The organism is Micromonospora sp. NPDC048170, from assembly GCF_040652795.1.
In the GTDB taxonomy this organism is placed as follows: domain Bacteria; phylum Actinomycetota; class Actinomycetes; order Mycobacteriales; family Micromonosporaceae; genus Micromonospora.
The window spans coordinates 117,867-139,395 of record NZ_JBEZMR010000007.1 but is presented as its reverse complement, the minus strand read 5'-3'; the positions used below and the strand labels follow the sequence as shown (position 1 = coordinate 139,395).

The window sequence follows — 21,529 nt, the reverse complement described above, 5'->3', positions numbered from 1 at the left end:
TCGCGGGGCGGGGCGGGGCGTCGACCGCCCCGCCCCGTACGGCTACTTGCCTTGCTTCTTGGTGGGGCTACGCTCCAGCGCCTGCTGCATCTGCTCGGCCCACTTGTCGACCGTGAGCTGGCCCAGGCTCACCTGCTGCCAGCCGCGGGCCAACGCGTCCGCCTCGGGGCCGGAGAGCATCACGCCGGCGTGCAGGGTCGGGTCGGCGACCAGTTCCTGGATCTTCTGGAAGGCCGGCGAGGACGGCAGCAGCGCCTTGTCGACGTTCTTGTTCAGCGGCTGGCCCTTGGCGTGCTTCACCCAGAGCTCACCGTTCTCCTTGCCGGCGAGCCAGGTGATGAAGGCCAGGCCGGCCTCCTTCTTCTCGCTCCACTTCGTCACGCCGTAGACGGCGCCCTCGATGCCGGAGAACTTCTGCGCCAGGGCTGCGGTCGGCTCGGCCGCCGGCCAGCGGGTGACGCCGAGCTTGTCGTCACCGAGGGCCTTGCCGAATGCCTCCCAGTTCACCGCGTCGGAGATGATCGTCCCGGCGAACGCGGCGTCACCGCGCTGGAAGATGTCCGCACCGTCGGGGAGCATCGTGATCGACGGCGCGTTGCTGTTGGCCCAGCCCTTGGTGGTGATCTCGGCGAGCTTGCCCAGCACCGCGACGAGCTTCGGGTCCTTCCACGACAGGGTGCCGGCCAGCAGGCCGCGGATGTCGTCCTCGCTCAGGTAGCTCCGGGCGATCTCCGGGAAGTCCCAGTAGGCGGGGAAGGTTCCCGACAGCCCCAGGGCCAGGCAGGTCTTGCCGGCCTTCTTCACCGCGTCGCAGGCGGCGCTGAACTCGGTCCAGGTCGCCGGCGGCTTCTCCGGGTCGAGTCCGGCGGCGGTCAGGACGCTCTTGTTGTAGTAGAGGACGTTGCCCTGGTAGGAGAAGGGCACGCCGTAGCAGGGCTTGGCGGTGTCGAAGCCCTCGCAGGCGCCGCTGTAGGTGACGAGGTCCTTGCCGATCTCGGCGGCCCTGTCGCCCAGCGGCACGTACGCGCCGCGTCGGTCGAACAACTCCAGACCGGCGTTGTTGGCCATCACGTCCGGGCCCGACTGGGAGGTGATGTAGGGGCCCTGCACCTCGGGGTACTTGTCGAACGGCACCGACTGCATGTCCAACTTGATGTCCGGGTGGCTGGCCTCGAAGCTGGTCTTGACCTGCTTCCAGTACTCCGTACCGCCCGGCTCCCAGGTCAGCACCTTGAGGGTGACCGGGCCGGTCGAGGCGTCGTCGCCGCCGCAACCGGTCAGCAACGCGGCGGCGGCCATGCCGGCGGCGACCATGCCGGCGGCCAATCTACGTCGGATCATCGGCAGAAGCTCCTGTCAGGGAGGGGGATGGGGGAACCCGACGGGGGGCACCGTCGGCCGTGGCGCTGTCGGCGACGGCGGCGGCGACCTGCACCACGTGCAGCCCGTCGGCGAGGGGAACGACCGGGGTGGACTCGCTACCGTCCACCCGGCGCAGGAAGTGCCGGATCTCGGCGGCGAGTGCGCCGCCGCCGTCGGCCGGGGAGAGCAGCCAGTCCGGCGCCTCCGTCAGCCCGGCCTGGACGAGCACGGTGGGCTGTCCGAGGTCGACGTGGCCGACCCCGTCGGTGCCGTACACCTCGACCAGGTCGGCGGTGTGGTTGGGGGTGTCTTCGGGTAGGAGATAGCTGTTGCGGATCGACGACACGACGCCGTTGGCGTGCCGAAGCTCCGCCCACACCAGCACCGGCGTCGCCGATCCCGGTCGGGTCCGGGCCGCCGCGCGCACCTCGACCACCGGCGACTGCGCGTACCACAGCGCCAGGTCGATGTCGTGCACCGCGGTCAGCAGGGCGGGATGTTCGTCGGGGAAGAGCCGGGTCAGGGTGCGGGGGCGGTCCCGGCGTGAGGAGACGGCCAGCACCTGGCCCAGCCGGCCCGCCCGGACGGCGTCGTGCAGCGCCCGGTGGGCGGGGCTGTGCCGCAGGATGTGCCCCGGCTGGCAGAGCACCCCGTGCGTCTCGGCGGCGGCGACGATGGCGGCGGCGTCGGCGACCGTAGCGGCCAGCGGCTTCTCGACCAGGACGGGCACCCCGGCGGTGATCAGGGCGACGGCGACGGCGCGGTGCGCGGAGCCGGGCACGCACACGGACGCGGCGTCCGGCGTACGCGCGGCGAGCAGGTCGGCGACGGTGGCGAAGGTGTGCGCGATGCCGTGGCGGGCGGCGACTCGTTCCCGGGTGGCCGCGTCGGGGTCGACCAACGCGTCGACCCGAACGCCGAGGCCCTGGTAGGCGGCGACGTGCCGGGCCCCGAACGCGCCGCCCCCGATCACCGCCACCCGCGGCCCGTCGCTCACGCGTCCACCGCCCCGGTCGGTGCGGCGCCGGCCCGCAGTCGACCGTCGAGGACCGCCCGGGTGAGCCGCTCCAGCGCGGCCACGCCCGTCACGAGGCAGCGCTCGTCGACGTCGAACGCGCCGGAGTGCAGCGGGGCTCCGCCGCGCTCGCCGGTGACGCCCAGCTTGACGTAGAGGCTCGGGCCGAGGGCACCGAGCAGCGCGAAGTCGTCCGTGGTCAGCGGCGGCACCGGCAGGTCGACGACGTCGACGATGCCGGGCAGTTCGGCGTGCGCGAGGGCGACCAGCTCGGCGGCGTTGCGCACTGGGGGCATCTCGTTGGCCCAGGTGAAGCGCACGCCGAGGTCGAGTGCGGCGGCCTGCTGGCGGGTGACGCGTTCGATCACCGCCTTGAGCCGGTCCCGGACGGCCGGGTCGTGGGTCCGCAGGGTTCCGGTCGCCTCGGCGCAGTCGGCGACCTGGCTCTGGCTCGCTCCGCCGGAGATGGTGCCGATGTTGAAGGCGACCAGTTCCTCGGGGTTGCGGGACCGGGCCACGGCGGCGTGCAGGGTGGTGACCATGGCGGTGAGGCCGAGAATGGCGTCGCGTCCCAGCGCCGGGGTCGCGGCGTGTGCGGCCAGCCCGAGCACCTCGACGCGGAACGCGTCCTTCGCCGCCATCGCGGTGTTCCGGTCCACGCCGAGCGTGCCCGCCGCCAGATCGGGCCAGCAGTGCAGGCCGAGTACGGCGGCGTACCGGCGGTCACGGAACGCCTCGTCGGCGAGCACCGCGGCGGCGCCGGAGTCGGCCCCGAACGGGATCTCCTCGGCGGGCTGGAACAGCACGGTCACCGAGCCCCGCTGTGGTGGGTCGGCGGCGAGCCGGGCGGCGACACCGTACGCGACGGTCATGTGCACGTCGTGCCCGCAGGCGTGGCAGACGCCGGGGTTACGCGAGGCGTACGGCTGCTGCTTGGCGTCCTGGACGGGATAGGCGTCCATATCGGCCCGAAGGAGGACCTCGGGTCCCGGGGCAGCCCCATCGATCTCCAGGGTCAGCCCGGTTCCGGCGATTCCGGTCCGGATCCGGCCCAGTGGCCGCAACAGCTCCACGAGGGTAGCGGCGGTCTGCCGTTCGGCGAACCGCAGCTCAGGGTGCTGGTGAAGCTGGCGCCGCAGCCGGACCAGTTCATCAACGTTGTCGCCTGCCAGCGTCACGCGGTTCACCCCTTGCTCACGCCCAACAATCCGGACCTAATTGAGACAAGAACCTAAGTCAGGGGTGCCGCCGCGTCAATGGCCTGCGGAAATTTGGGTTAGGGTCCGACCATGCGACGCGCTGACGCACACCTGCACCTGTTCGCCGACGGCTACCCCGGCCGCTACGGCCACTCCCCCGCCGGCGGCGACGAACTGGCCGTCTACCAGGGAATACGCCGCGAGCACGGCATCGAACGGGCACTGGTGATCGGCTACGAGGGCGAGCCGCGCTTCGTCGGCAACAACGACCACCTCGCCCGCCTCACCGCCGCGCACGACTGGATCGCCGCGGTCGCCTACGTCCCACCAGGCGGACCGGTGGGCGGGTCCGGGGCCGAGAACTGGCTGTCCGCCGGCTTCGTCGGCGTCGCCGCGTACCTGGCGGACCAGGCGGCGGCCGACGCGTTCGCCGGCTGGATGACGCGGCAGGCGTCGACACTGAACCGCGTCAAGGCGCTGGTCAGCCTCAACGCCACTCCCACGGCGACCACCCGGCTCGGTCCGGCCCTGGCCGCCCTGGACGGGTGCACGGTGCTCTTCAGCCACCTCGGCCTGCCCGGGGAACAGGCCGAGGCACCCACCCGCGACGCCGCGCGGGCCGTCCTCGCCCCGCTGGCGGGGATGGCCCGGCTACCCCACGTCGGGGTCAAGATCTCCGGGCTGTACGCGGTCAGCCGCCCCTCGCACGGCTTCCCGCACCAGGCGGCCCGCCCCTTCGTCGACCTGCTCCTCGACACCTTCGGCCCGCGGCGCCTGTACTGGGGATCCGACTTCCCGCCCTGCCTGGACCACGTGTCCTTCGCGCAGGCCGCGGACCCGATCGGCCTGGACGGGCTGCCCGTCGAGGGCCGCGAGGCCATCCTCGGCGGCAACCTCCTGCGCGCCCTCGACCGCCACGCCGCCGCCACGCGGTGACAGCCGGCGCCCCGCCTTCGACCCGCTGTTCCATCGGCGGCTGCCCGCCCGTCGCGACGGGCCGGTCACCCTGGACCGGCGAGTGCCTCGCCGAGCGGGGTACGCCGGTAGAGCACCGACCGTCCGGTGCGGGTCCCGGCGATCAGCCCCGCGTCGCGTAGCACCGCCAGGTGGTCGCCGGCACCGCCGAGGCTGAGCCCGAGCTGGACGACGAGCTGGCTGGTGGTGGCGGGCACGGCCAGCGCCCGCAGCACCGCCGCCCGACCGCGCCCCACCAGCCGGTCCAGCGCGTCCTCGGGCCGGGCCGGATCGGGCGGACCCAGCAGCTCCGCCACCCCGGAGGCCCGGTAGACGACGGCGAACGGCCACGGCGGGTCGGCATAGGTGATCATGGTGCCGAACACGGTGGGGACGAAGAGCATCCCCCGGCCGTCGAGCCGGCAGACGCGCGAGTCGGCGTGGGAGACCTCGATCGCCCCGACCGCCCCGCCGGGCACCCAGCGCAACCGGGGGTCCAGGTCCGCGACGGCCGCCCCCCAGCCGTACGCGACGAGCCGGCCGGCCCGGTGCAGCAGGTCCCGTTCCAGGATCGCCCGCAGGCGGGGCCAGTCCGGCTCGACCAGCGCCACCCAGGCGGCCTCGATCGCGTCCGCGAGCAGGTCCACCACGTCGGGTGAGCGGTAGATCGCGCGGGCGTACGCCGGTGGGGTGCTTCGCGGGCCGGCGAGGTTGCGGGCCAGTTCGCTGCGGGCCTGCGCGAGTGGGGTCGCCCGCACCACGGCCAACTCGTCGGCGAACTCCCGCCCGGCGCCGTCCGGTGGCGGTTGGGTGAAGTCCGCGTTGTAGCCGCCATGGCGCAGCAACGCCAGCAGGGCACCCACCGCGGGCGACTCCCGCCGCAGCCGCTCATACGCCGGTCGTGCCCGGGTCACCCACGGCATCAGCGCGGTGGCGGCGTTCTGGCCGGCGCAGAGCCGCAGGGCGGACACCGCCTCGCCCAGCGGGGAGATCGCGTACCGGCTCGCCGCGACATCGGCCGGGGTGACCTCGATCCGCACGTCGCACCTTTCGTCGGACAGCGAAAGGATAGGCCACCGTCGGTACGACCCACAGGCTTGCCTGGTGAACGTCACCCCCACCACGACCGGCGCCGCCCGGCCCGCCACCTACCGGGATGTCTTCGCCGCCGCCGAGTCCCGCGTCCTGTTCGGCAGCTTCGGCGTCTTCATGGTCGGCGAGACGGTGAAGATGATCGCCCTGTCCGTGCTGGTCTACGAGCGCACCGGCTCGGGACTGCTCTCCGCGCTGGCGTACGTGACCGCTTTCCTGCCGCACGCGCTGGGCGGGGTGTTCATGCTGGCGCTCGCCGACCGGTGGCCCCCGCGCGCGGTGATCGTCGGCTACGACCTGCTCCGGCTCGCCACGGTGGTGATCCTCGCCCTCGGCGTGCTCTCCCCGGCGGGAATGCTCGTCCTGGCCGCGGCCGTCGGTCTGTTCGCGCCGGTCAGCAACGCCGCCCGGGCCGCGCTGCTGCCGGAGGTGCTGCCCGGCGACGCCTACGTGCTCGGCCGGTCCCTGCTCACCATCGCGGCAGGCGGCACCCAGGTCGTCGGGTTCGCCCTCGGCGGTGTGCTGCTCGGCTGGATCGGCCCGTACGGCGCGCTGTGGGCGACCGCCGCGACCTGCGCCCTCTCCGCCCTGCTCGTCCGCGCCGGGCTCGCGCCGCGACCGTCCCGCACGGGGCGGGACGGTTCCGGGGCGGTCCGCGAGACCTGGCGGATCAACCGGGCACTGCTCGCCGACCGACGGATCCGCGGGCTGCTGCTGGCGCAGTGGCTGCCCGGCTCGCTGTTCGTCGGCGCCGAGGGGGTCGCCGTGCCGTACGCCGCCGGGCTCGGGCCGGGGGCCAGTGCGGGAGTGCTGCTGATGGCCGCCGCGTTCGGGATGCTCCTCGGGAACCTGCTGGTGGGGCGGTTCGTCGGCCCGGCCCACCGGGAGGCGTGGACGCCGTGGCTCGCGCTGCTGCTCGGCGTACCCATGCTGACCTTCGTGGCCCGGCCGGGCCTGTGGCTGGCGGCGGTCCTCTTCGCGGCGGCGACCGCGGGCTTCGCCTACCAGCTCGGGCTGGCCCGGCGGTTCCTCGACGCGGTTCCGCAGGCCCGCCGCGGCCAGGCCTTCGGGCTGCTCAGCGCCGGCCTGATGACGATCCAGGGGCTGGCCGCCACCGTCGGCGGCGCACTGAGCGACGTGTTCGGTCCGGGAACGGTGATGGCGCTGGCCGGTGCGGCGTCGCTCGTGGCGACCCTGGCGCTGTGGCGCGTCCTCGCGCCCCAGCGCCGAAGCACCAACCCGGACGACCACGGCTGATCACGCGTGCGGTCCCCTGGGCGGGCCTCCGGACCGCACGGTCACCGGAGGGTGACCCAGTTACCGAAAAGTGCGTTCTTCCATGTCGCCGACCACTCTCCTACGGTTTCTGAGTAACCCGAAGAGAGCGAAAGCGTCGTCGTTCCGGTGCTGGCGAAACCACCGCCCGTCACGACGAGGAGAGGAAGTCGACATGGCCGTCACCCTGGTCAACCCCGTTGGACTACCCGAGGTCGAGGTGTACCGGCAGGTGTCGGTCTCGACCGGGTCGAGGCTGGTCCACATCGCCGGGCAGGTCGCCTGCGACGCCGACGGGGTCACGGTCGGCGAAGGTGACCTCGCCGCTCAGGTCGAGCAGTGCTACCTCAACATCGGCACCGCCCTGGCGGGGGTCGGTGGTTCCTTCGACGACGTGGCGAAACTGACGGTCTACGTCGTCGACTGGACCCCCGACAAGATGCCCCTGTTCCTGGCGGGGGTCGCCCGGGCCGCCGTGAAGCTCGGCGTCACCCCCGTCCCGCCGGGCACCCTGCTGGGCGTGGCCGCCCTGGACATCCCCGAGCATCTGGTCGAGGTCGAGGCCACCGCGGTCCTCGACTGAACACCGGCGCTCCGCCTGTCAGGGGTCGAAGCGGCGGCGGGAGTCCTCGATGTGACCGAGATACCGGCGGGTCCAGCCGCACATTCCATCGACCGTCTGGCGGAGGGCCTGGCCCGGCTCGGTGAGGGTGTACTCGACCCGCGGCGGCACGGTGGGGTGCACGTTCCGCTCGACCAGGCCGTTGCGCTCCAGCATGCGCAGGTTCTGGGTGAGCATCTTGTGGCTGATGCCCTCGATCCTGTTGCGCAACTCGCTGAACCGCAGGGTGCCTTCACCGAGAAACTCGATGATCAGGAACGCCCACTTGTTGGCGACGTCCGAGAAGATCTCCCGCGCCAGAGAGTCCGCGCGCGTCAGGTCCGCGTCCTCGGGCGAGCCCCTGAACTGCCTGGTCCCCATGAGTCCCCTGATCTGCTGGAAAGTGCGTTGTTCCAGGTCGACAGCCACTCTCCTGCGGTTTCCCGGTAACCACAGGAGATCGCCTGCCTCCACCGGCCCCACACTAGGGCAGCCGTGTCCAGCCCGAAGACCCACGCCAGACCCACGAGCCCGACCGGCTACCCTCGCCGTCGTGACGCACGAGAAGGAGATCGCCGGGCCGGTCGACCTGTGCCTGCCGGGCGGGCGGCTCCACCCCGCCGCGGTGGGCTGGAGCCGCCGCCCGGTGCACCGGGCGAACCTGCGTGGCTGGGGCCGCAACAAGCGCTGGGAGTACTGGGGAATCGTCACCCCGACCCACATCGTCGGCCTGGTCGCCTCGTCGCTGGACTACGCGGGCGTGCACGGCCTCTACGTGCTGGACCGTACGACGAAGGTCGAGATCGACAGGGGCGCGGTGGTGCCCTTCGCCCGGGGCACCGTCTTCCCGCCGGTCAGCGGGGCCGGCGCCGTGCGCGCCCGCGGCGGGGGGCTCTCGATCGACATCGACCAGGGCGCGTCGGGGACCACGATCCGCGCCACCGCCCCCGGCCTGGAGGTCGATCTCGTGGTGCCGATGCCGGTGGGTCACGAGTCGCTCGGCGTGGTGGTGCCCTGGAGCACCCGCCGCTTCCAGTACACGGTCAAGGACGTCGGCCGCCCGGTGCGCGGCACCCTGCGGGTGGACGGGGTGGAGCATCCGGTCGACGAGGCGGACTCCTTCGCCGTCCTCGACCACGGCCGCGGCAGGTGGCCGTACGCGATCCGCTGGAACTGGGCCGCCGGCAGCGGCCCGGGTCGGGCGATCCAGCTCGGCGGCAGGTGGACCGACGGCACCGGCTCGACCGAGAACGGGCTCTTCGTCGACGGCCGGCTGCACAAGATCGGCGACGAGTTGCGCTGGGAGTACGACCGTGCCGACTGGCTGCGGCCGTGGCGGATCAGCGGTACACGGGTGGCGGTGGAGTTCCACCCGTTCCACGAGAAGGTCGCCCGGACCAACTTCGGCGTCCTGGCCAACGAGACGCACCAGTGCTTCGGGCACTTCACCGGCTGGGCGGCGGCCGACGACGGCGAACGGGTCGACCTGGACGGCCTGGTCGGCTGGGCCGAGGAGGCGCGCAACCGCTGGTGACGCTGAGGGTGTGGGACAAGGAAGGGACCCTTCCTCACCCCCTGGGCGGCAGGCGTAGGCGGACGTTGACCTGCCGGACGACCTCCTCGGGCAGCTTGAGCACCCGCCGGTCGTAGCTGAACAGGCCGTTCAGTTCGTCCTCCACGTCGGACAGTTGGGTGTAGACGGTGGCCGCGAGGCCGGCCGGGACGGCCGGCACGATCTGCTCGTCGTGCAGCCGGGTGAACGCCTCGGCCAGCTCGGCGCCGGTGCGGTAGCGCCTGTACCCGAACTCCGCCGGCCCGAAGGTGTGCCCGTCGACGCGCAGGGTGTAGCCGCCGTACTCGGAGAGCACCAGGGCCCGCCGGTCCCCGCCCGCCGCAGCGTCGGGCCGGGGCACGCGGAAGCGACGGAAGTAGACGTGCAGGCTGCGCAGGTCGCCGCCGCCCTGGTCGTGCCAGCCGCTGGCGTGGTCGACGGTACGGGTCGGGTCGAGGGCGGCCACCTCCCGGGCGACCTCGGCGGCGTCGAACTGCCCCCAGCCCTCGTTGAACGGCACCCAGACGGCGATGCTCACCACGTTGCGCAGGTGCTCGACGGTCTCGCGCACCTCGGCGCGGAACTCGTCGCGCCCGGCCGCGTCACCCCGGCCGAACCAGCGCCGCCACCGGCCCCGGTCGGGCAGCCGCAGCGGCGTCAGCACCGGCGCGGTGACCACCAGCGGATGGTACGCGGCACCGCCGTTGACCATGTCCTGCCAGACCAGCATGCCGAGCCGGTCGCAGTGGTGGTACCAGCGCAGCGGCTCGATCTTGATGTGTTTGCGCAGCATGGTGAAGCCGAGCCGCTTCATCGCGGCGATGTCGGCGACCATCGCCTCGTCCGACGGCGGGGTGTAGAGGCCGTCCGGCCAGTAGCCCTGGTCGAGCACCCCGGCGTGGAAGTACGGCTGCCCGTTGAGCAGCAGCCGCAGCACCCCGTCCGCGTCCGGCCCGACACCGAAGGAGCGCATCCCCACGTAGCCGCGTACGCGGTCGTCGCCGTAGGCGACCGTCACGTCGTACAGGAACGGGTCCTCGGGGGTCCAGGGGCGTACCTCGGGCAGCGGCAGGCGCACGGCGACCCCGGCGGCGGCGCTCGCCTCGGCGACCACGACGCCGTCGGCCAGGATCCGGATCTCCGCGTCAGCCGCGGCCACGTCGGCGTGCACGGTCACCTCGACACAGCCCTGCGCCAGGTGGGGCGTGAGGGTGAGCCGCTCGACGTGGGCCTCGGGGACACACTCGGCCCAGACGGTCTGCCAGATCCCGGACTGGGCGGTGTACCAGATGCCGCCCCGGCGCAGCTTCTGCTTGCCGCGCGCGTGGTAGCCCGTGTCACTGTCGTCGCGCACCGCGACGACCAGCACGTTCTCGCCGTCGCGCAGCGCGTCGGTGACGTCGCAGGTCAACGGCAGGTAGCCGCCGGTGCGCCCGCCGACGGGCACCCCGTTGAGCAGCACGGAGCAGGTCTGGTCCACCGCGCCGAAGTGCAGCAGCACCCGGTGGCCTGGTCGGCGGAAGCCGTCGGGCAGACGCAGCGCGCGGCGGTACCAGAGGGTCTGACCGGGCAGCAGTTGCCGCCCCACCCCGGACAGCGGCGCCTCCGGCGAGAACGGCACCAGGATCTCGCCGTCGTACCGCGCCGGCTCGCGGGCGTCGTCGGTGATCGCGTACGCCCACCGGCCGTTGAGGTTGAGGTGGCTGTCCCGGACCAGTTGCGGGCGCGGATACTCGGGCAGCACCTGCTCGGGGTCGAGCGCCTCGCCCCACTGCGTCGTCAGCGTCACGCGGCGATCCTCCCGCCCCGGCGCCGCAGTGCCAGCACCGGTACGACGATGAGCGTCAGCACGGCCAGCGCCATCAGGAAGATGCCCGGCGTCGGCACCTGCCGGACCACCCCCAGGTCCTGGTACGTCTCGCCGGCGTTGCTGATCACCGCCGCGCCCAGGTACGGGCCGACCAGCATCGGAATCAGGATGGCGAAGACCATCCGCAGTCCCTGCACGTGACCGGCCCGATCCGGCGGCGAGTAGTCCCGCACCAGCGCGCCCAGCGGCGCCAGCACCAGCATGAACCCGGACATCATCACGATCCCGGCGCCGATCACCGGCAGCGTGCCGCGGGCCAGGAACATCAGCAGCAGGCCGGTGCCGTAGACGGCCGCCGCCGGCAGCACGAACCGGACCTTGCCGACCCGGTCGATCACACGACCGGAGAGCACGCTGACCACCGACGCGGTCACCAGCACGGCGGCGAGCACCACGGCGTACCCCTCGACCCTGAGGTAGCGCTGTAGGTAGATGACCAGGTACGGCAGGAAGACCTGCGTCGACACGCCCCAGACCGACCAGGCGGTCAGGGCCAGGTAGAGGCCGGGGTTGGCGCGCATCGCGGACGGCCGCAGGCCGTGGACCACCGATCGCAGGTAACCGGCGTCGTTGCGTACCAGCGTGGGGCTGTCCTCGACCAGGAACCAGGCGACGACGCCGGCCGCCGCCATCACCGCCCCGATGACCAGGAAGAACGTCCGCCACTCACCGGCGCGGGCCAGCCCGTCGAAGCCACCGAAGATCACCAGCATGGAGAGCAGCGGCATGACGGCCAGTACCGCCTCGACCCGGCCGCGGTTGGCCGGCCGGGTCACGTCGGTCACCCACGCCTGGAACGCCGCGTCGTTGGCGCCCGAGCCGAGGAACGACATCAGGCAGTCCAGCATGATCACCGCGATCACGGTGAGCAGGACGACGTTCGCCACCGGCGCGATGTCACCCATCGCGCCCACGGTGAGGAAGCCGAACGCGGCGGTGCAGACGCCCCAGAGCAGATAGCCGCCCGCCACGAACGCCCGGCGCCGTCCGGTGCGGTCGGAGAGCGCGCCCAGCAGCAGCGTGGCGAGCGTGGCGGTGGCGGCGCTGGCGGCGACCATCGTGGCGATCACGGTCGGGTCGTCGGTGACCGTGTCGTACACGAAGAGGTTCAGATAGATGTTCTCGACCGTCCAGGCCAGCTGGCCGACCAGGCCGAGCAGCACCACCGCGACCCAGATGCGCGGTCGCAGCCGGGCGGGATCGCCGGTGGGCGCGTCAGCGGCGGCGCGGCCGTCGGCGCTCGGCGGCGCCGGGGGCGGCACCTGGTGCGGGACGGGCATGGCGACCTCCTCGGCGGTCAGCACATGATGGACCACCCCCACCGGCCGCGAGAACGGGGTTCACCTCCGTCACGTTCGGTCCTGGAGCGGTGCCCGATCGTCAGTCGCCCGGGCCGGCGGGCGCGGCGCCGTTGTCGACGAAGTCGAAGGTCAGGCCCTCTCCCGCAGCACCCTCGCCCGCCCGCTCGACGGTCAGGCCCTGCCGGTCCGTCGCGCGCAGCCGGACCTTGCCCTCGCCTTCGATGGTGTACGTGGGCCGGCCCTCGTCCTTCTCCTGCGTCTTCTCGATGACGAACAACTGACCGGCCCGGCTGGAGTCGCAGGCGGTCGCCACGACCGTCGCCGGAGCACTGCCGTTGTCGCGCAGGCCCATGCAGTCGGGCTCGCCGCCGCCGTGTGCCTTCGCGGTCCGGATCTGGTACTTGTTGCCGCCGGCGGGCAGCAACACGAACAGGCTCTTGTCCGTGTAGCCGCCGGTCAGGTTGAGTCGGCCCTTGGCGTCGACCGCCAGGATCGACTCGAACGACGCGACGGGCCGCAACACGACCTGCCGTTCGCCCCGCAGGATCGGGTCCGCCTGCGACCCGCCCGTCGACCCCGAGCCGGTGGGCGACGGCGCGCCCGTGGTCGCACCGCTGCCGGTGGCGGGTGCCGATGTCGTCGGCGAGGCCGTCGGATCCCCGTTCTCGGGAGCCGGCGTGGTGCAGGCCTGCGTGGACGCGGCGACGCCGACGCTCAGCATCGCCGCGGCGGCGACGCGAAGCACGGACGTGGGGCGAGACGGCAGGTTCGGCATGGCCAACTCCTCAAGTGATCTCTGTCAGGAGGCTAGCCCGCCACGGCCATTCGTGTTTGCCACGCTCCCGCCGAGCAGGCGAAGATGAGCCGCCATCGAGCGCGACGCCGCCGACGAGCGCAGATCCCGCCTACCACCCGTCCCCCGGACGGGTGTCCGGCGTACGCGCCGAACCGCTGCCGATCGGAGGAGAATTCGATGACGATTCTGGTGACCGGCGCCACCGGGAACGTGGGCCGGCTCGTGGTCGCGCGCCTGGTCGAGGCGGGCGAGCGGGTACGCGCACTGACCCGCTCCCCCGGCTCGGCCGGACTTCCCGACGGCGTCGAGGTGGTGCGCGGCGACCTCGACGAGCCGGCGACGTTGGAGACGGCCCTGGACGGCGTCGAGCGGATGTACCTCTTTCCGGTCGCCCAGACCGCGCGCGAGGTGGTCGGTCTGGCGAAACTGGCCGGGGTACGGCGCGTCGTGGTGCTTTCCTCCGCTGCGGTCACCGGCGGCCACGACACCGACTTCCACCTGCCGGTGGAGCGGGCGGTGGAGGACTCGGGCCTGGAATGGACACACGTACGTCCTGGCGAGTTCATGCTCAACAAACTCTGGCTGTGGGGGCCGTCCGTCCGCGCCGCAAGCGTGGTCCACGAACCCTTCCCCGACGAGGCGTGGTGCCCGGTGCACGAAGGCGACATCGCCGAGGTCGCCACCGCCGCGCTGCTGGAGGACGGCCACCACGGCAGGGCGTACGACCTGAACGGGCCCGAACTGATCAGCAGACGGGAGCAGGTGCGTGCCATCGCGGCGGCGATCGGTCGTGACGTGCGACTGGACGTGCCGACTCCCGAGCAGGCGCGCAGGATCTACCGGGAACAGGGCGGCTTCGCTGCCGACAACGCCGACTTCCTGCTCGGGTTCGAGGACTACTCGGGCAACGAGTCCGACCCGGAGTCGATGACGGAGCCGGCTCCCACGGCCGGGGCGCCGCTACCCACGGCGGAGCAGGTGACCGGACGTCCCGCGCGGACGTTCGCGCAGTGGGCGCACGACCACGCCGCAGACTTCCGCTGACTGGTTCTGCCAGTTCCCCCGGCTTCCGGCCGGGGGACGCGCCCGGTCTTCAACAAAGTCTCCCGGTCTTCGACAAAGGAGGGGCACGCCGCACCGAACCAATTGACAGTTTCTTTTTCCAAAAGTAGCGTCGCGGGCATGTCCGATGCTCGCCTCACCGCCTCCCCGTTGCGTCGGCAACTTCTCGACAGGCTTCGGCAGCCGGCCTCGGCGACCCAGCTCGCCGCAGAGCTCGGCCTCGGCAGGCAGCGGGTCAACTACCACCTGCGACTGCTGGAACAGGCCGGGATGGTCGAGCTGGTCGAGGAGCGACGCCGGCGCGGCTGCGTGGAGCGGGTCATGCAGGTCACCTCGACCACCAGTGATCGGCATGCCGCGGAACGGTTGATCATCGCCGCCAGCGACATCGTGCGGGACGTCGGCCGGATGCAGGAGGCCGCCGGCAGGACGAACTCCCGCCTGCTCACGTTCACCGTCGAGACCGAGGTGTCGTTCGCGGAACCCGACGACCTCCGACGGTTCAGCGAGGCCCTGGCTTCGGCCATCGGTCAACTCGCCAGCCAGTTCAACACATCGGCAGCCGGCGGCCGGCCGTACCGGCTCGTCACCGGCGCCTATCCAGCTCCCCACGACAGGAGGAACCAGCCATGAGCGAGCCAGTCATCGTCGAGGTCACCATCGCGGCGCCCGCCGACACGGTGTGGCGGGCGCTGACCGAACCGGAGCATCTCCGTCGCTGGCACGGCTGGGACGCCGACACCCTGGACGACGAGATCCGAGCCATCTACCTCGACGATGTGACGATCTCTGCCGAGGATCTCACCCTGGACACCGGCGCCGGGCGGTTCGAACTGGAACCGGCCGGCGACACCACGGTCGTCCGCATCACCCGGGCGGCGCCCCCCGGCCACTCGACCTGGGACGGCATCTACGACGAGCTCAACGAGGGCTGGCTGACCTTCACCCAGCAGCTGCGTTTCTACCTCGAACGCCACCTCGGCCAGGAGCGTCGGGCCGAGTTCATGGCACGCGAGATTCCAGTGCCCACCGAGGAGCTCTGGTTCCGGTCGAGTCACCAGGTCGGCGTCCTGATCGACGACGACGGTCTCCTCGTCGTCTCCCCGGGCGCCACGATAGTCAGCACCTACGGCCTCGACGCCGGCCGTCACGCACAGCTGGTCAACCAACTGACGGGCTGACTTCCCTCCGCCTCGAGGAGACCGGAATGCTCTTCCGACGGGCATCGCCCACCCCGACACTGACAGCGACGCGGGCCTCGCCAAGCGTTCCGGCGATCTTGCCAGAGGGTTTCAGCACCTGGAGAGCGGCTGCCGGGCCGGCGGAGGTAGTTGATCAGTGCCGGCCCTGGGTCGCCCGCTCGTCGCCCAGCTCAGCGCGGTGCCCTGGACCCGTAGGCCGACCACGGTGCCGGCGGCCGGCAGGCTGGTGGTGCCGAAGACACGGGCGGTGATCGTTCCGGCGTCGCTGAGCCGCAGCCTGATCAGGGCGTCGTGGCCGTGGAATGCGATCGTCTCGACGGTGGCGGGTACGCCCTCGTCGGCTCGGCCGACGCGGATCTGTTCCGGGCGCAGCATGACGTCGACCTCGGTGGTGGTGGGTGCCGAACTGCCGGGTCGTGGTGGGGTGATCGGCACCGCGCCCAGTGGGGTGTGGACGGTCTCGTCGTGAACCTGGCCGGTCAGCAGGACTGCGTCCCCGACGAAGGTCGCCGTCCACGGGTCGGTGGGGTGGTGGTAGATGTCGGTGGGGGTGGCCGTTTGGACGATGACGCCCTCGCGCATGACGGCCACCTGGTCTGCGACGGAGAGCGCCTCGCCCTGGTCGTGGGTGACGAGAACCGCGGTCGCCCCGTCGGCGCGTAGCGCGACGCGGATGTCCTCGCGCAGGTCTGCGCGCAGCGCCGCGTCCAGAGCGCTGAACGGCTCGTCGAGCAGGATCAGTGCTGGCCGGGGTGCCAGGGCCCGGGCGACGGCGATCCGCTGTTGCTGCCCACCGGAGAGTTGGTGCGGCATCCGATCACCATGCTCGGCGAGCCCGACCAGGGTCAGCACCTCATGGACGCGGTTGGTGCGGCGGGTCGCGCGGTCCAGTCCGTACGCCACGTTGTCCCGAACCGACAGGTGCGGAAAGAGTGCGCTCTCCTGCGGCACGATCGCCACCTTGCGGCGGTGGGGCGCGAGGTGGGTCCTGTCGCCGGCCACGGTGCGGCCGTCAACGGTGATGGTGCCGGCGTCGATCCGCTCGAAGCCGGCGACGCAGCGCAGCAGGGTCGTCTTGCCGCAGCCCGACGGGCCGAGGATGGCGGTGAGGGTGCCCGGCGCGACCGTCAGGTCGACACGGGTGACCGCGTCCACCTGGCCGTAGCGCTTGGCCACCGCCTGCAGTTCCAGGTAGCTCACGGCTGGTTCTCCTTGATCAGGACTCCGGTGCGGGCGGTCAGCAGCCAGGTGGGCACCGAGGAGAGCACGACCAGCAGGGCCGCGTACGGTGCGGCGGCGGCATAGGCGGCCACCGAGGTGTTCGTCCACAGTTCGGTGGCGAGGGTGTCGGTGCCGGTGGGTCGCAGCAGCAGGGTCGCCGGCAGCTCCTTCATGCAGGTGAGGAAGACCAGGGCGACGCCGGCCGCGATGCCGGGCAGGGTGAGTGGCAGGGTGACCGTTCGCAGCACGGCCACCGGTCCGCGACCGAGCGACCGAGCGACGTCCTCCAGGACCGGCGGGGCCTGCGCAGCGGCGCCGGTCACGGCGGCGGTGGCGAGCGGGAGGAACAGGGCGGCGTAGGCGAGGGCCAACAACGCGGTGCTCTGATAGAGCGGGTAGACGACGTTGATCCCGAAGAAGACCAGGGACAGGCCGATCACCAGCCCCGGCAGGGCGTGGCTGAGGTAGCTGAGTCGTTCCAGGGTGGTGGAGACCATCCCGGGGGCTCGGGCGGTGAGCAGGCCCAGTGGCAGGGCGAGCAGCATGGTCAACGTGGCGCCAGCAAGCGAGAGCGACAGTGAGTTGCCGGCCGCGGTGGCCACCTCGGTCCAGTTGCCGGGGCGGGACACGCCTTCAGCGAGCCTGCGGGCGAGGCTGGCCGCCGGGACACCGAGGGCGAGCGTCACGACTGCGGTCAGGGCGCCGGCGGCGGGCCAGCCCCACCGGCCCAGGTTGATCCGTGCCGGCGACCGGCGGGTGCCGCCGAGGGATGCGTGCCGGGTCCCCGATCGGCGGCTCGCGGTCTCCCCGGCGAGGATCAGCACGGTGAGCCCGACCAGCACGAGCGACAGCACCAGGGCCCCGGTCCGGTCGAAGCCGAGGTCGAAGGCGATGAAGATGGCCCGGGTGAAGGTGTCGGTGCGCAGGATGGAGACCGCGCCGAAGTCGGCGAGGACGTACAGGGCCACCAGGAGGCCACCCCCGGTCAGCGCGGGACGGATCTGGCGCAGGGTCACCGCGGTGAAGGTGGCCCAGCCGCCGCGGCCCAGTGACCGGGACACTTCCTCCTGCGCCGGGTCACTGCCGGCGAGCGCGGCCGCGACCGGCAGGAAGACATAGGGGTACGAGCAGAGCGTGAGCACCAGCGCGGCCGCCCAGAACCCCTCGAACCCGTCGACGGTCGACACCCAGGTGAACGCGGCGATGTAGGTCGGCACCGCCAGCGGCAGCGCGGCGAGCACCGCGAAGAGCCGCCGCATCGGCAGATTGGTGCGGACCACCAGGAACGCCGCGCCAACTCCGAGCAGTAGGCAGCCGAGCGTGACCACCGTGGCCAGACCCAGGGTGTGCAGCGCCAGCCGGGCGACCCGACGGGTGAGCAGTTCTTCGGTGATCCGCGTCCAGCCCGCCTCTCCGGTGCGTACCACCAGATAGGCCAGGGGGATCAGGGTCACTGCGACGGCGACGATCGACAGGGCGAGCAGGATCGGGCGGGGTGCCCGGCGGCGGAACCCACGCCGAGGGGCGGACCCGCCGGCGCGGGCCCGCCTTTCGACGGTCAACGGAGTACTCAGGGGACCAGTCCCGATTCCTTGATCAGGTTGATGGTCGCCTCAAGCTGGTCGAGGTCGTTCAGGTCAACTGCGGGAGCCTTCAACGTGTCCAGGGCCGGGGCGTACGCCGGGGCAGGAACGCCGCTGACGACCGGGTACTCGTAGGTCTTCTCCGTGAAGTACGTCTGCGCCTCGGTGCCGAGCAGGTAGTCGACGAAGGTCTTCACGTCGGGGTCCTGGACCGCCTTCTTGAGCACGCCGATCCCGGCGACGTTGACCAGGGCGCCGGTGTCGCCGTTGGGGAAGAAGTGCAGCTTGGCCTTCATCTTCTCCGGAGTGGTGCCGCGCTCGTGGGCGATCTCCCCGAGGTAGTAGTGGTTGACCAGCCCGACCGCCAGCTTGCCGGCGTCGACCTCCTCCACGATCGGGCCGTTGCCCTCGCGTACCTGGGGGTCGTTGGCCTTGAGCCCGGCGAGGAACTCCTTGGCCTTGGCCCCGCCGTGCTGCACCGTCATCGCGGTGACGAACGCCTGGAATGAGGCGTTGGTCGGGGCGACGCCGACCTTGCCCTTCCACGCCGGGCCGGTCAGGTCGAAGACCGACGTCGGCAGTTGGGCGGCCGGTACGAGGTCCGGGTTGTAGACCAGGACCCGCGAGCGCGCGGTCACGCCCACCCACTGCCCGCTGCTGGCGCGGTAGTGCTGCGGCACCTTGGCGACGACGTCTGCCGGAAGCGGTGCGAACATGCCCTTCTTGGCCACGGCGCCGAGGGCTCCGGCGTCCTGGGCGAGGAACGCGTCGGCCGGCGACTTCTCGCCCTCCTCAAGCAGTTGGCTGGCCATCGCCGCGGTCCCGGCGTAACGGACCTCGACGGTGATGCCGGACTGCTGGGTGAACTTCTCCAGCAACGGCTTGATCAGCGACTCGCTGCGCCCGCTGTAGAGGGTGATCTTCTTGTCGGAAGCCGGGGCGGCCGCTGTGTCGTCGGTCGACGCCGAATCGCCGCAGGCGGTGACCCCGAGCAGGAGAAGGCCGGCGCAGGCCAGCGCGAGGAGGGGAGTTCGGATGGGGGCGGGCACAGCGGTGCTCCTTCGATAGCTGGGCAGAGCCGGGCCCTGGCTCTTCTACTGGCTGTAGAAGTTAGCAGAGCCTAACCTCACCTAGCGACGACCCCTGGTGCTCCCGACTCGCGGTGCCCAGCTCACCCGATCCGGGTACGGGCAGCCCGCATCAGTTCATGCAGGTCGTAGACGCACTCCCCGGTCCACACGACGGAACCTACGGCGAGCAGGGCGGGGACGGCCGCCATCAGGCGAGACCGGCTACCCGTCCGGTCATGGAGCAGCGATGCCACCCGGCGGGGTACCGCCCCGGCCCGGGCGACGTCCGAATCGGCCGGCGTGAGACGCAGGACGCTGGCATGGCCCGAACGCCCCGAGGCGGCCAGTGCCGCCGCACCGATCGCCCGAGCGACGACCCGGCGGCTACCGACATCGACGGCGGCCCGCTCGTCGGCGTCCCGCTCGACGAGGTACTCGATGCGCCGCACGGCCCACCGGAACATCGGATGCGCCGCCGCGGCGAACTGCGCCAGCCGGACCAACCGGTGATGCCCCCCGGCCAGATGCGCCCGCTCGTGCGCCAGCAGCGCGGCGAAGTGCTCGTCGTCGAGCACAGCCCGCATGCCGGTCGTCACCACGATCCGGTTCGGGGGACCCGGCACCGCGAACGCGTCGACCCGGGTGTCGTCGAGAACCACCAACTGCCCGCCCACCTGCCCCGGCAGTTCGGCGTAGTGGCGAAGGGCCGCCTGCGCCCGCCGGTGCCGGCGGGCCAGCCGCACGAGAGCGACGCCCGCCACGGCCAACATCAGCAGGGACAGCCAGGACACCCACGGCACATGAGCGGTGTCCTGGCGCACGACCCTGTCCGAGAAGTCGAACCGACGGGCCACAGCAGGTGTCTCGGCCACGGCCTTGACGGCGAAGGCGGCGACGTTCACCAGGCTGGCACCGGCAGCAACCGCCACTGACCAGGCCAGTACCACGGCGGCCGGGCCCGGCCGGAGCCGCTCGCTCAACAACCAGGCCGCCGCGAGCACCAGCAGCGGTGTCACCACCACAGACCAGACGAAGTGATCGAACATGTCCCTCCTCCGATCCGAGCACCCGGCCAGTCTGCCACCACCTGGCTGACCTGCTCGCCTCCGCGCACCCGGGCGGTCGGTAGGCTCTGCCGGGTGGCGGCCAACGATCAACCCGACAGCGACCGGCACGGCAACCGCCGCCGCCCCGGCGAACTGGAAGCCGAGATCATCACCGCGCTCGTCGACGCAGGCCGGGCGCTCACCCCCGCCGAGGTGCGCGAGAGACTCGACTGGTCCACTCCCCTGTCGTACAGCACCGTCGTCACCACCCTCACCCGCCTGTTCGACAAGGACGCGGTGACCCGCCAGCGAGATGGACGCGCCTATCGCTACGCGGCCGTCGCCGACGCCCCCGCCCTCGTCGCCGGCCGGATGGGCCGACTGCTGAGGGCCGAAGCCGACCACGCCTCGGTACTCCGGCGCTTCGTCAGCGCTCTCGACGAACAGGACGAACAGATCCTGCGCCGCCTTCTCCGCGAAGCGGACGAATGACCTACGCCGCCCGGGCCGGCAGGAGTCCCGGGTCACCCGAGCGCGCCGGCGACGGACCGGGGGCGACCGGCTACGTGATGGGTGGGCGCCGGATGTGGCCTCTGGCGACGAGTTCGACGGTTACCGTCACCGCCACCGCCTCGACAGCCACCAGGGCGACCAGGACGAGCAGCTGGGTGGCGCCGGCCTGCACGGCCGACCCGCCACCGAGCAGTACGCCCACGAACGCTCCGGGCAGCGTCACCAGCCCGACCGTCCGGGTCTGGTCGAGGGCCGGCACGAGCGCCTGCCCGCTGCTGGGGCGGCAGACTTCAAGGGCCGCCTCCCGGGGGCCGAAGCCGAGAGCCAGCGCTGCCTCGTACTCTCCGTACCGCTGACGCAGCTCGTCCAGTGCACGGCGACCGGCGAGTGACGTGGCGGTCATCGCGCCACCGATCAGGATGCCGGCGATCGGCAGGACTGCCACCGTCGTCAACGGCATGGTGCCGGCCGCGAGGATCACCGCCCCGACCGGGACCGCGCCGACCGCGATCGGGACGACCACCGGCCAGCCATGGCGGACCGACGCGACCCGGCGTGCCGACGTGCCGACCGCGATGGTCAGCATCAGGACGATGAACCCGGCCGTCGCCCAGGCCGAACCCAGAACTGCGGTGATCAGCACGGACACCGCGGCCAACTGAAGGGTGGCGCGACAACCCGCCGTCACCGCCGCACGGCCCATCCCCAGACCACCGAGTCTGGCCACCACTGCCGCGACGGCGATCAGCACCACCAGAAGCACGACAAGGGCGGGACCGACCGTGATCGCATTCTGACTCATGATCGATATCCAA

The 21,529-nt window shown here is 72.0% G+C and carries 21 protein-coding genes; 8 read left to right on the top strand and 13 right to left on the bottom strand.

The window, feature by feature from the left end:
- Nucleotides 1-42: 42 nt before the first annotated feature.
- The 3 genes from AB0D32_RS13375 to AB0D32_RS13365 are packed head-to-tail and all read right to left on the bottom strand — an operon-like array spanning nucleotide 43 to nucleotide 3,555.
- On the bottom strand, nucleotides 43-1,341 hold the full coding sequence (locus AB0D32_RS13375) for an ABC transporter substrate-binding protein (protein WP_357088918.1): 1,299 nt from the start codon (nucleotides 1,339-1,341) through the stop codon (nucleotides 43-45).
- A complete protein-coding gene (locus tag AB0D32_RS13370; RefSeq protein ID WP_357088916.1) occupies nucleotides 1,328-2,359 on the bottom strand; it encodes a Gfo/Idh/MocA family oxidoreductase in 1,032 nt (343 codons plus the stop codon). The genes AB0D32_RS13375 and AB0D32_RS13370 overlap by 14 nt, the downstream gene beginning before the upstream one ends.
- Nucleotides 2,356-3,555: a M20 family metallopeptidase gene (locus tag AB0D32_RS13365; RefSeq protein ID WP_357088914.1), complete on the bottom strand. Its 1,200-nt coding sequence runs from the start codon at nucleotides 3,553-3,555 to the stop codon at nucleotides 2,356-2,358. Before AB0D32_RS13365 ends, AB0D32_RS13370 begins: the two co-directional genes overlap by 4 nt.
- Nucleotides 3,556-3,666: 111 nt before the next feature.
- Between AB0D32_RS13365 and AB0D32_RS13360 the strand changes: the two genes are divergently transcribed.
- Nucleotides 3,667-4,512, top strand: coding sequence for an amidohydrolase family protein (locus AB0D32_RS13360; protein ID WP_357088912.1), 846 nt, complete (start codon nucleotides 3,667-3,669; stop codon nucleotides 4,510-4,512).
- Nucleotides 4,513-4,577: 65 nt separating this feature from the next.
- On the opposite strand, the gene AB0D32_RS13355 is transcribed toward AB0D32_RS13360, so the two are convergent.
- Nucleotides 4,578-5,570 carry a winged helix-turn-helix domain-containing protein gene (locus tag AB0D32_RS13355; protein ID WP_357088910.1) on the bottom strand — a complete coding sequence of 331 codons (993 nt, stop codon included), beginning with the start codon at nucleotides 5,568-5,570 and terminating at the stop codon, nucleotides 4,578-4,580.
- Nucleotides 5,571-5,634: 64 nt separating this feature from the next.
- Here AB0D32_RS13355 and AB0D32_RS13350 point away from each other — a divergent pair, with 64 nt between their 5' ends.
- Both AB0D32_RS13350 and AB0D32_RS13345 read left to right on the top strand, forming a co-directional pair.
- The gene (locus AB0D32_RS13350) at nucleotides 5,635-6,879 is read left to right on the top strand and encodes an MFS transporter (RefSeq protein ID WP_357088907.1); all 1,245 of its coding nucleotides are present in this window, start codon (nucleotides 5,635-5,637) and stop codon (nucleotides 6,877-6,879) included.
- A 193-nt stretch (nucleotides 6,880-7,072) separates the two neighbouring features.
- A complete protein-coding gene (locus tag AB0D32_RS13345) occupies nucleotides 7,073-7,480 on the top strand; it encodes a RidA family protein (RefSeq protein WP_357088904.1) in 408 nt (135 codons plus the stop codon).
- Between the two features lie 18 nt (nucleotides 7,481-7,498).
- Here AB0D32_RS13345 and AB0D32_RS13340 read toward each other — a convergent pair whose 3' ends face one another.
- On the bottom strand, nucleotides 7,499-7,879 hold the full coding sequence (locus AB0D32_RS13340) for a helix-turn-helix domain-containing protein (RefSeq protein ID WP_357088902.1): 381 nt from the start codon (nucleotides 7,877-7,879) through the stop codon (nucleotides 7,499-7,501).
- Between the two features lie 172 nt (nucleotides 7,880-8,051).
- Here AB0D32_RS13340 and AB0D32_RS13335 point away from each other — a divergent pair, with 172 nt between their 5' ends.
- Complete coding sequence (locus AB0D32_RS13335; RefSeq protein ID WP_357088900.1) at nucleotides 8,052-9,032, top strand: DUF2804 domain-containing protein; 981 nt, start codon at nucleotides 8,052-8,054, stop codon at nucleotides 9,030-9,032.
- A 34-nt stretch (nucleotides 9,033-9,066) separates the two neighbouring features.
- Here AB0D32_RS13335 and AB0D32_RS13330 read toward each other — a convergent pair whose 3' ends face one another.
- From AB0D32_RS13330 to AB0D32_RS13320, 3 genes are all read right to left on the bottom strand, one after another.
- Nucleotides 9,067-10,839 (bottom strand): sugar-binding domain-containing protein, encoded by a 1,773-nt coding sequence (locus AB0D32_RS13330; protein WP_357088898.1) that lies wholly within the window; start codon nucleotides 10,837-10,839, stop codon nucleotides 9,067-9,069.
- The gene (locus tag AB0D32_RS13325) at nucleotides 10,836-12,200 is read right to left on the bottom strand and encodes an MFS transporter (protein ID WP_357088896.1); all 1,365 of its coding nucleotides are present in this window, start codon (nucleotides 12,198-12,200) and stop codon (nucleotides 10,836-10,838) included. The genes AB0D32_RS13330 and AB0D32_RS13325 overlap by 4 nt, the downstream gene beginning before the upstream one ends.
- Nucleotides 12,201-12,300: 100 nt before the next feature.
- Nucleotides 12,301-12,996, bottom strand: coding sequence for a hypothetical protein (locus AB0D32_RS13320; RefSeq protein WP_357088894.1), 696 nt, complete (start codon nucleotides 12,994-12,996; stop codon nucleotides 12,301-12,303).
- Between the two features lie 198 nt (nucleotides 12,997-13,194).
- Here AB0D32_RS13320 and AB0D32_RS13315 point away from each other — a divergent pair, with 198 nt between their 5' ends.
- The 3 genes from AB0D32_RS13315 (at nucleotide 13,195) to AB0D32_RS13305 (ending at nucleotide 15,260) form a co-directional block, all read left to right on the top strand.
- A complete protein-coding gene (locus AB0D32_RS13315) occupies nucleotides 13,195-14,061 on the top strand; it encodes an NAD(P)H-binding protein (RefSeq protein WP_357088891.1) in 867 nt (288 codons plus the stop codon).
- Between the two features lie 138 nt (nucleotides 14,062-14,199).
- The gene (locus AB0D32_RS13310; RefSeq protein WP_357088888.1) at nucleotides 14,200-14,712 is read left to right on the top strand and encodes a helix-turn-helix domain-containing protein; all 513 of its coding nucleotides are present in this window, start codon (nucleotides 14,200-14,202) and stop codon (nucleotides 14,710-14,712) included.
- Nucleotides 14,709-15,260, top strand: a complete 552-nt coding sequence (locus AB0D32_RS13305; protein ID WP_357088885.1) for an SRPBCC domain-containing protein — start codon at nucleotides 14,709-14,711, stop codon at nucleotides 15,258-15,260. Before AB0D32_RS13310 ends, AB0D32_RS13305 begins: the two co-directional genes overlap by 4 nt.
- A gap of 111 nt (nucleotides 15,261-15,371) precedes the next feature.
- Here AB0D32_RS13305 and AB0D32_RS13300 read toward each other — a convergent pair whose 3' ends face one another.
- The 4 genes from AB0D32_RS13300 to AB0D32_RS13285 form a co-directional block, all read right to left on the bottom strand.
- A complete protein-coding gene (locus AB0D32_RS13300; protein ID WP_357088882.1) occupies nucleotides 15,372-16,481 on the bottom strand; it encodes an ABC transporter ATP-binding protein in 1,110 nt (369 codons plus the stop codon).
- A complete protein-coding gene (locus AB0D32_RS13295) occupies nucleotides 16,478-17,989 on the bottom strand; it encodes an iron ABC transporter permease (RefSeq protein ID WP_357089077.1) in 1,512 nt (503 codons plus the stop codon). The genes AB0D32_RS13300 and AB0D32_RS13295 overlap by 4 nt, the downstream gene beginning before the upstream one ends.
- Nucleotides 17,990-18,072: 83 nt before the next feature.
- A complete protein-coding gene (locus AB0D32_RS13290; protein WP_357088879.1) occupies nucleotides 18,073-19,134 on the bottom strand; it encodes an iron ABC transporter substrate-binding protein in 1,062 nt (353 codons plus the stop codon).
- A gap of 122 nt (nucleotides 19,135-19,256) precedes the next feature.
- Nucleotides 19,257-20,201, bottom strand: coding sequence for a M56 family metallopeptidase (locus AB0D32_RS13285; RefSeq protein ID WP_357088876.1), 945 nt, complete (start codon nucleotides 20,199-20,201; stop codon nucleotides 19,257-19,259).
- Nucleotides 20,202-20,294: 93 nt separating this feature from the next.
- Between AB0D32_RS13285 and AB0D32_RS13280 the strand changes: the two genes are divergently transcribed.
- Nucleotides 20,295-20,693, top strand: coding sequence for a BlaI/MecI/CopY family transcriptional regulator (locus AB0D32_RS13280; protein WP_357088873.1), 399 nt, complete (start codon nucleotides 20,295-20,297; stop codon nucleotides 20,691-20,693).
- Nucleotides 20,694-20,763: 70 nt separating this feature from the next.
- On the opposite strand, the gene AB0D32_RS13275 is transcribed toward AB0D32_RS13280, so the two are convergent.
- Entirely contained in the window at nucleotides 20,764-21,516 is a 753-nt protein-coding gene (locus AB0D32_RS13275; protein ID WP_357088870.1) for an ABC transporter permease, read from the bottom strand.
- Between the last annotated feature and the right edge of the window lie 13 nt (nucleotides 21,517-21,529).

Excerpts from the sequence above, each read along its gene's own strand:
- AB0D32_RS13320 (WP_357088894.1), bottom strand. The coding sequence starts at position 12,996 with ATGCCGAACCTGCCGTCTCGCCCCACGTCCGTGCTTCGCGTCGCCGCC.
- AB0D32_RS13275 (WP_357088870.1), bottom strand. The coding sequence starts at position 21,516 with ATGAGTCAGAATGCGATCACGGTCGGTCCCGCCCTTGTCGTGCTTCTG.
- AB0D32_RS13360 (WP_357088912.1), top strand. The coding sequence starts at position 3,667 with ATGCGACGCGCTGACGCACACCTGCACCTGTTCGCCGACGGCTACCCC.
- AB0D32_RS13375 (WP_357088918.1), bottom strand. The coding sequence starts at position 1,341 with ATGATCCGACGTAGATTGGCCGCCGGCATGGTCGCCGCCGGCATGGCC.
- AB0D32_RS13315 (WP_357088891.1), top strand. The coding sequence starts at position 13,195 with ATGACGATTCTGGTGACCGGCGCCACCGGGAACGTGGGCCGGCTCGTG.
- AB0D32_RS13285 (WP_357088876.1), bottom strand. The coding sequence starts at position 20,201 with ATGTTCGATCACTTCGTCTGGTCTGTGGTGGTGACACCGCTGCTGGTG.
- AB0D32_RS13310 (WP_357088888.1), top strand. The coding sequence starts at position 14,200 with ATGTCCGATGCTCGCCTCACCGCCTCCCCGTTGCGTCGGCAACTTCTC.
- AB0D32_RS13325 (WP_357088896.1), bottom strand. The coding sequence starts at position 12,200 with ATGCCCGTCCCGCACCAGGTGCCGCCCCCGGCGCCGCCGAGCGCCGAC.
- AB0D32_RS13345 (WP_357088904.1), top strand. The coding sequence starts at position 7,073 with ATGGCCGTCACCCTGGTCAACCCCGTTGGACTACCCGAGGTCGAGGTG.
- AB0D32_RS13340 (WP_357088902.1), bottom strand. The coding sequence starts at position 7,879 with ATGGGGACCAGGCAGTTCAGGGGCTCGCCCGAGGACGCGGACCTGACG.
- AB0D32_RS13305 (WP_357088885.1), top strand. The coding sequence starts at position 14,709 with ATGAGCGAGCCAGTCATCGTCGAGGTCACCATCGCGGCGCCCGCCGAC.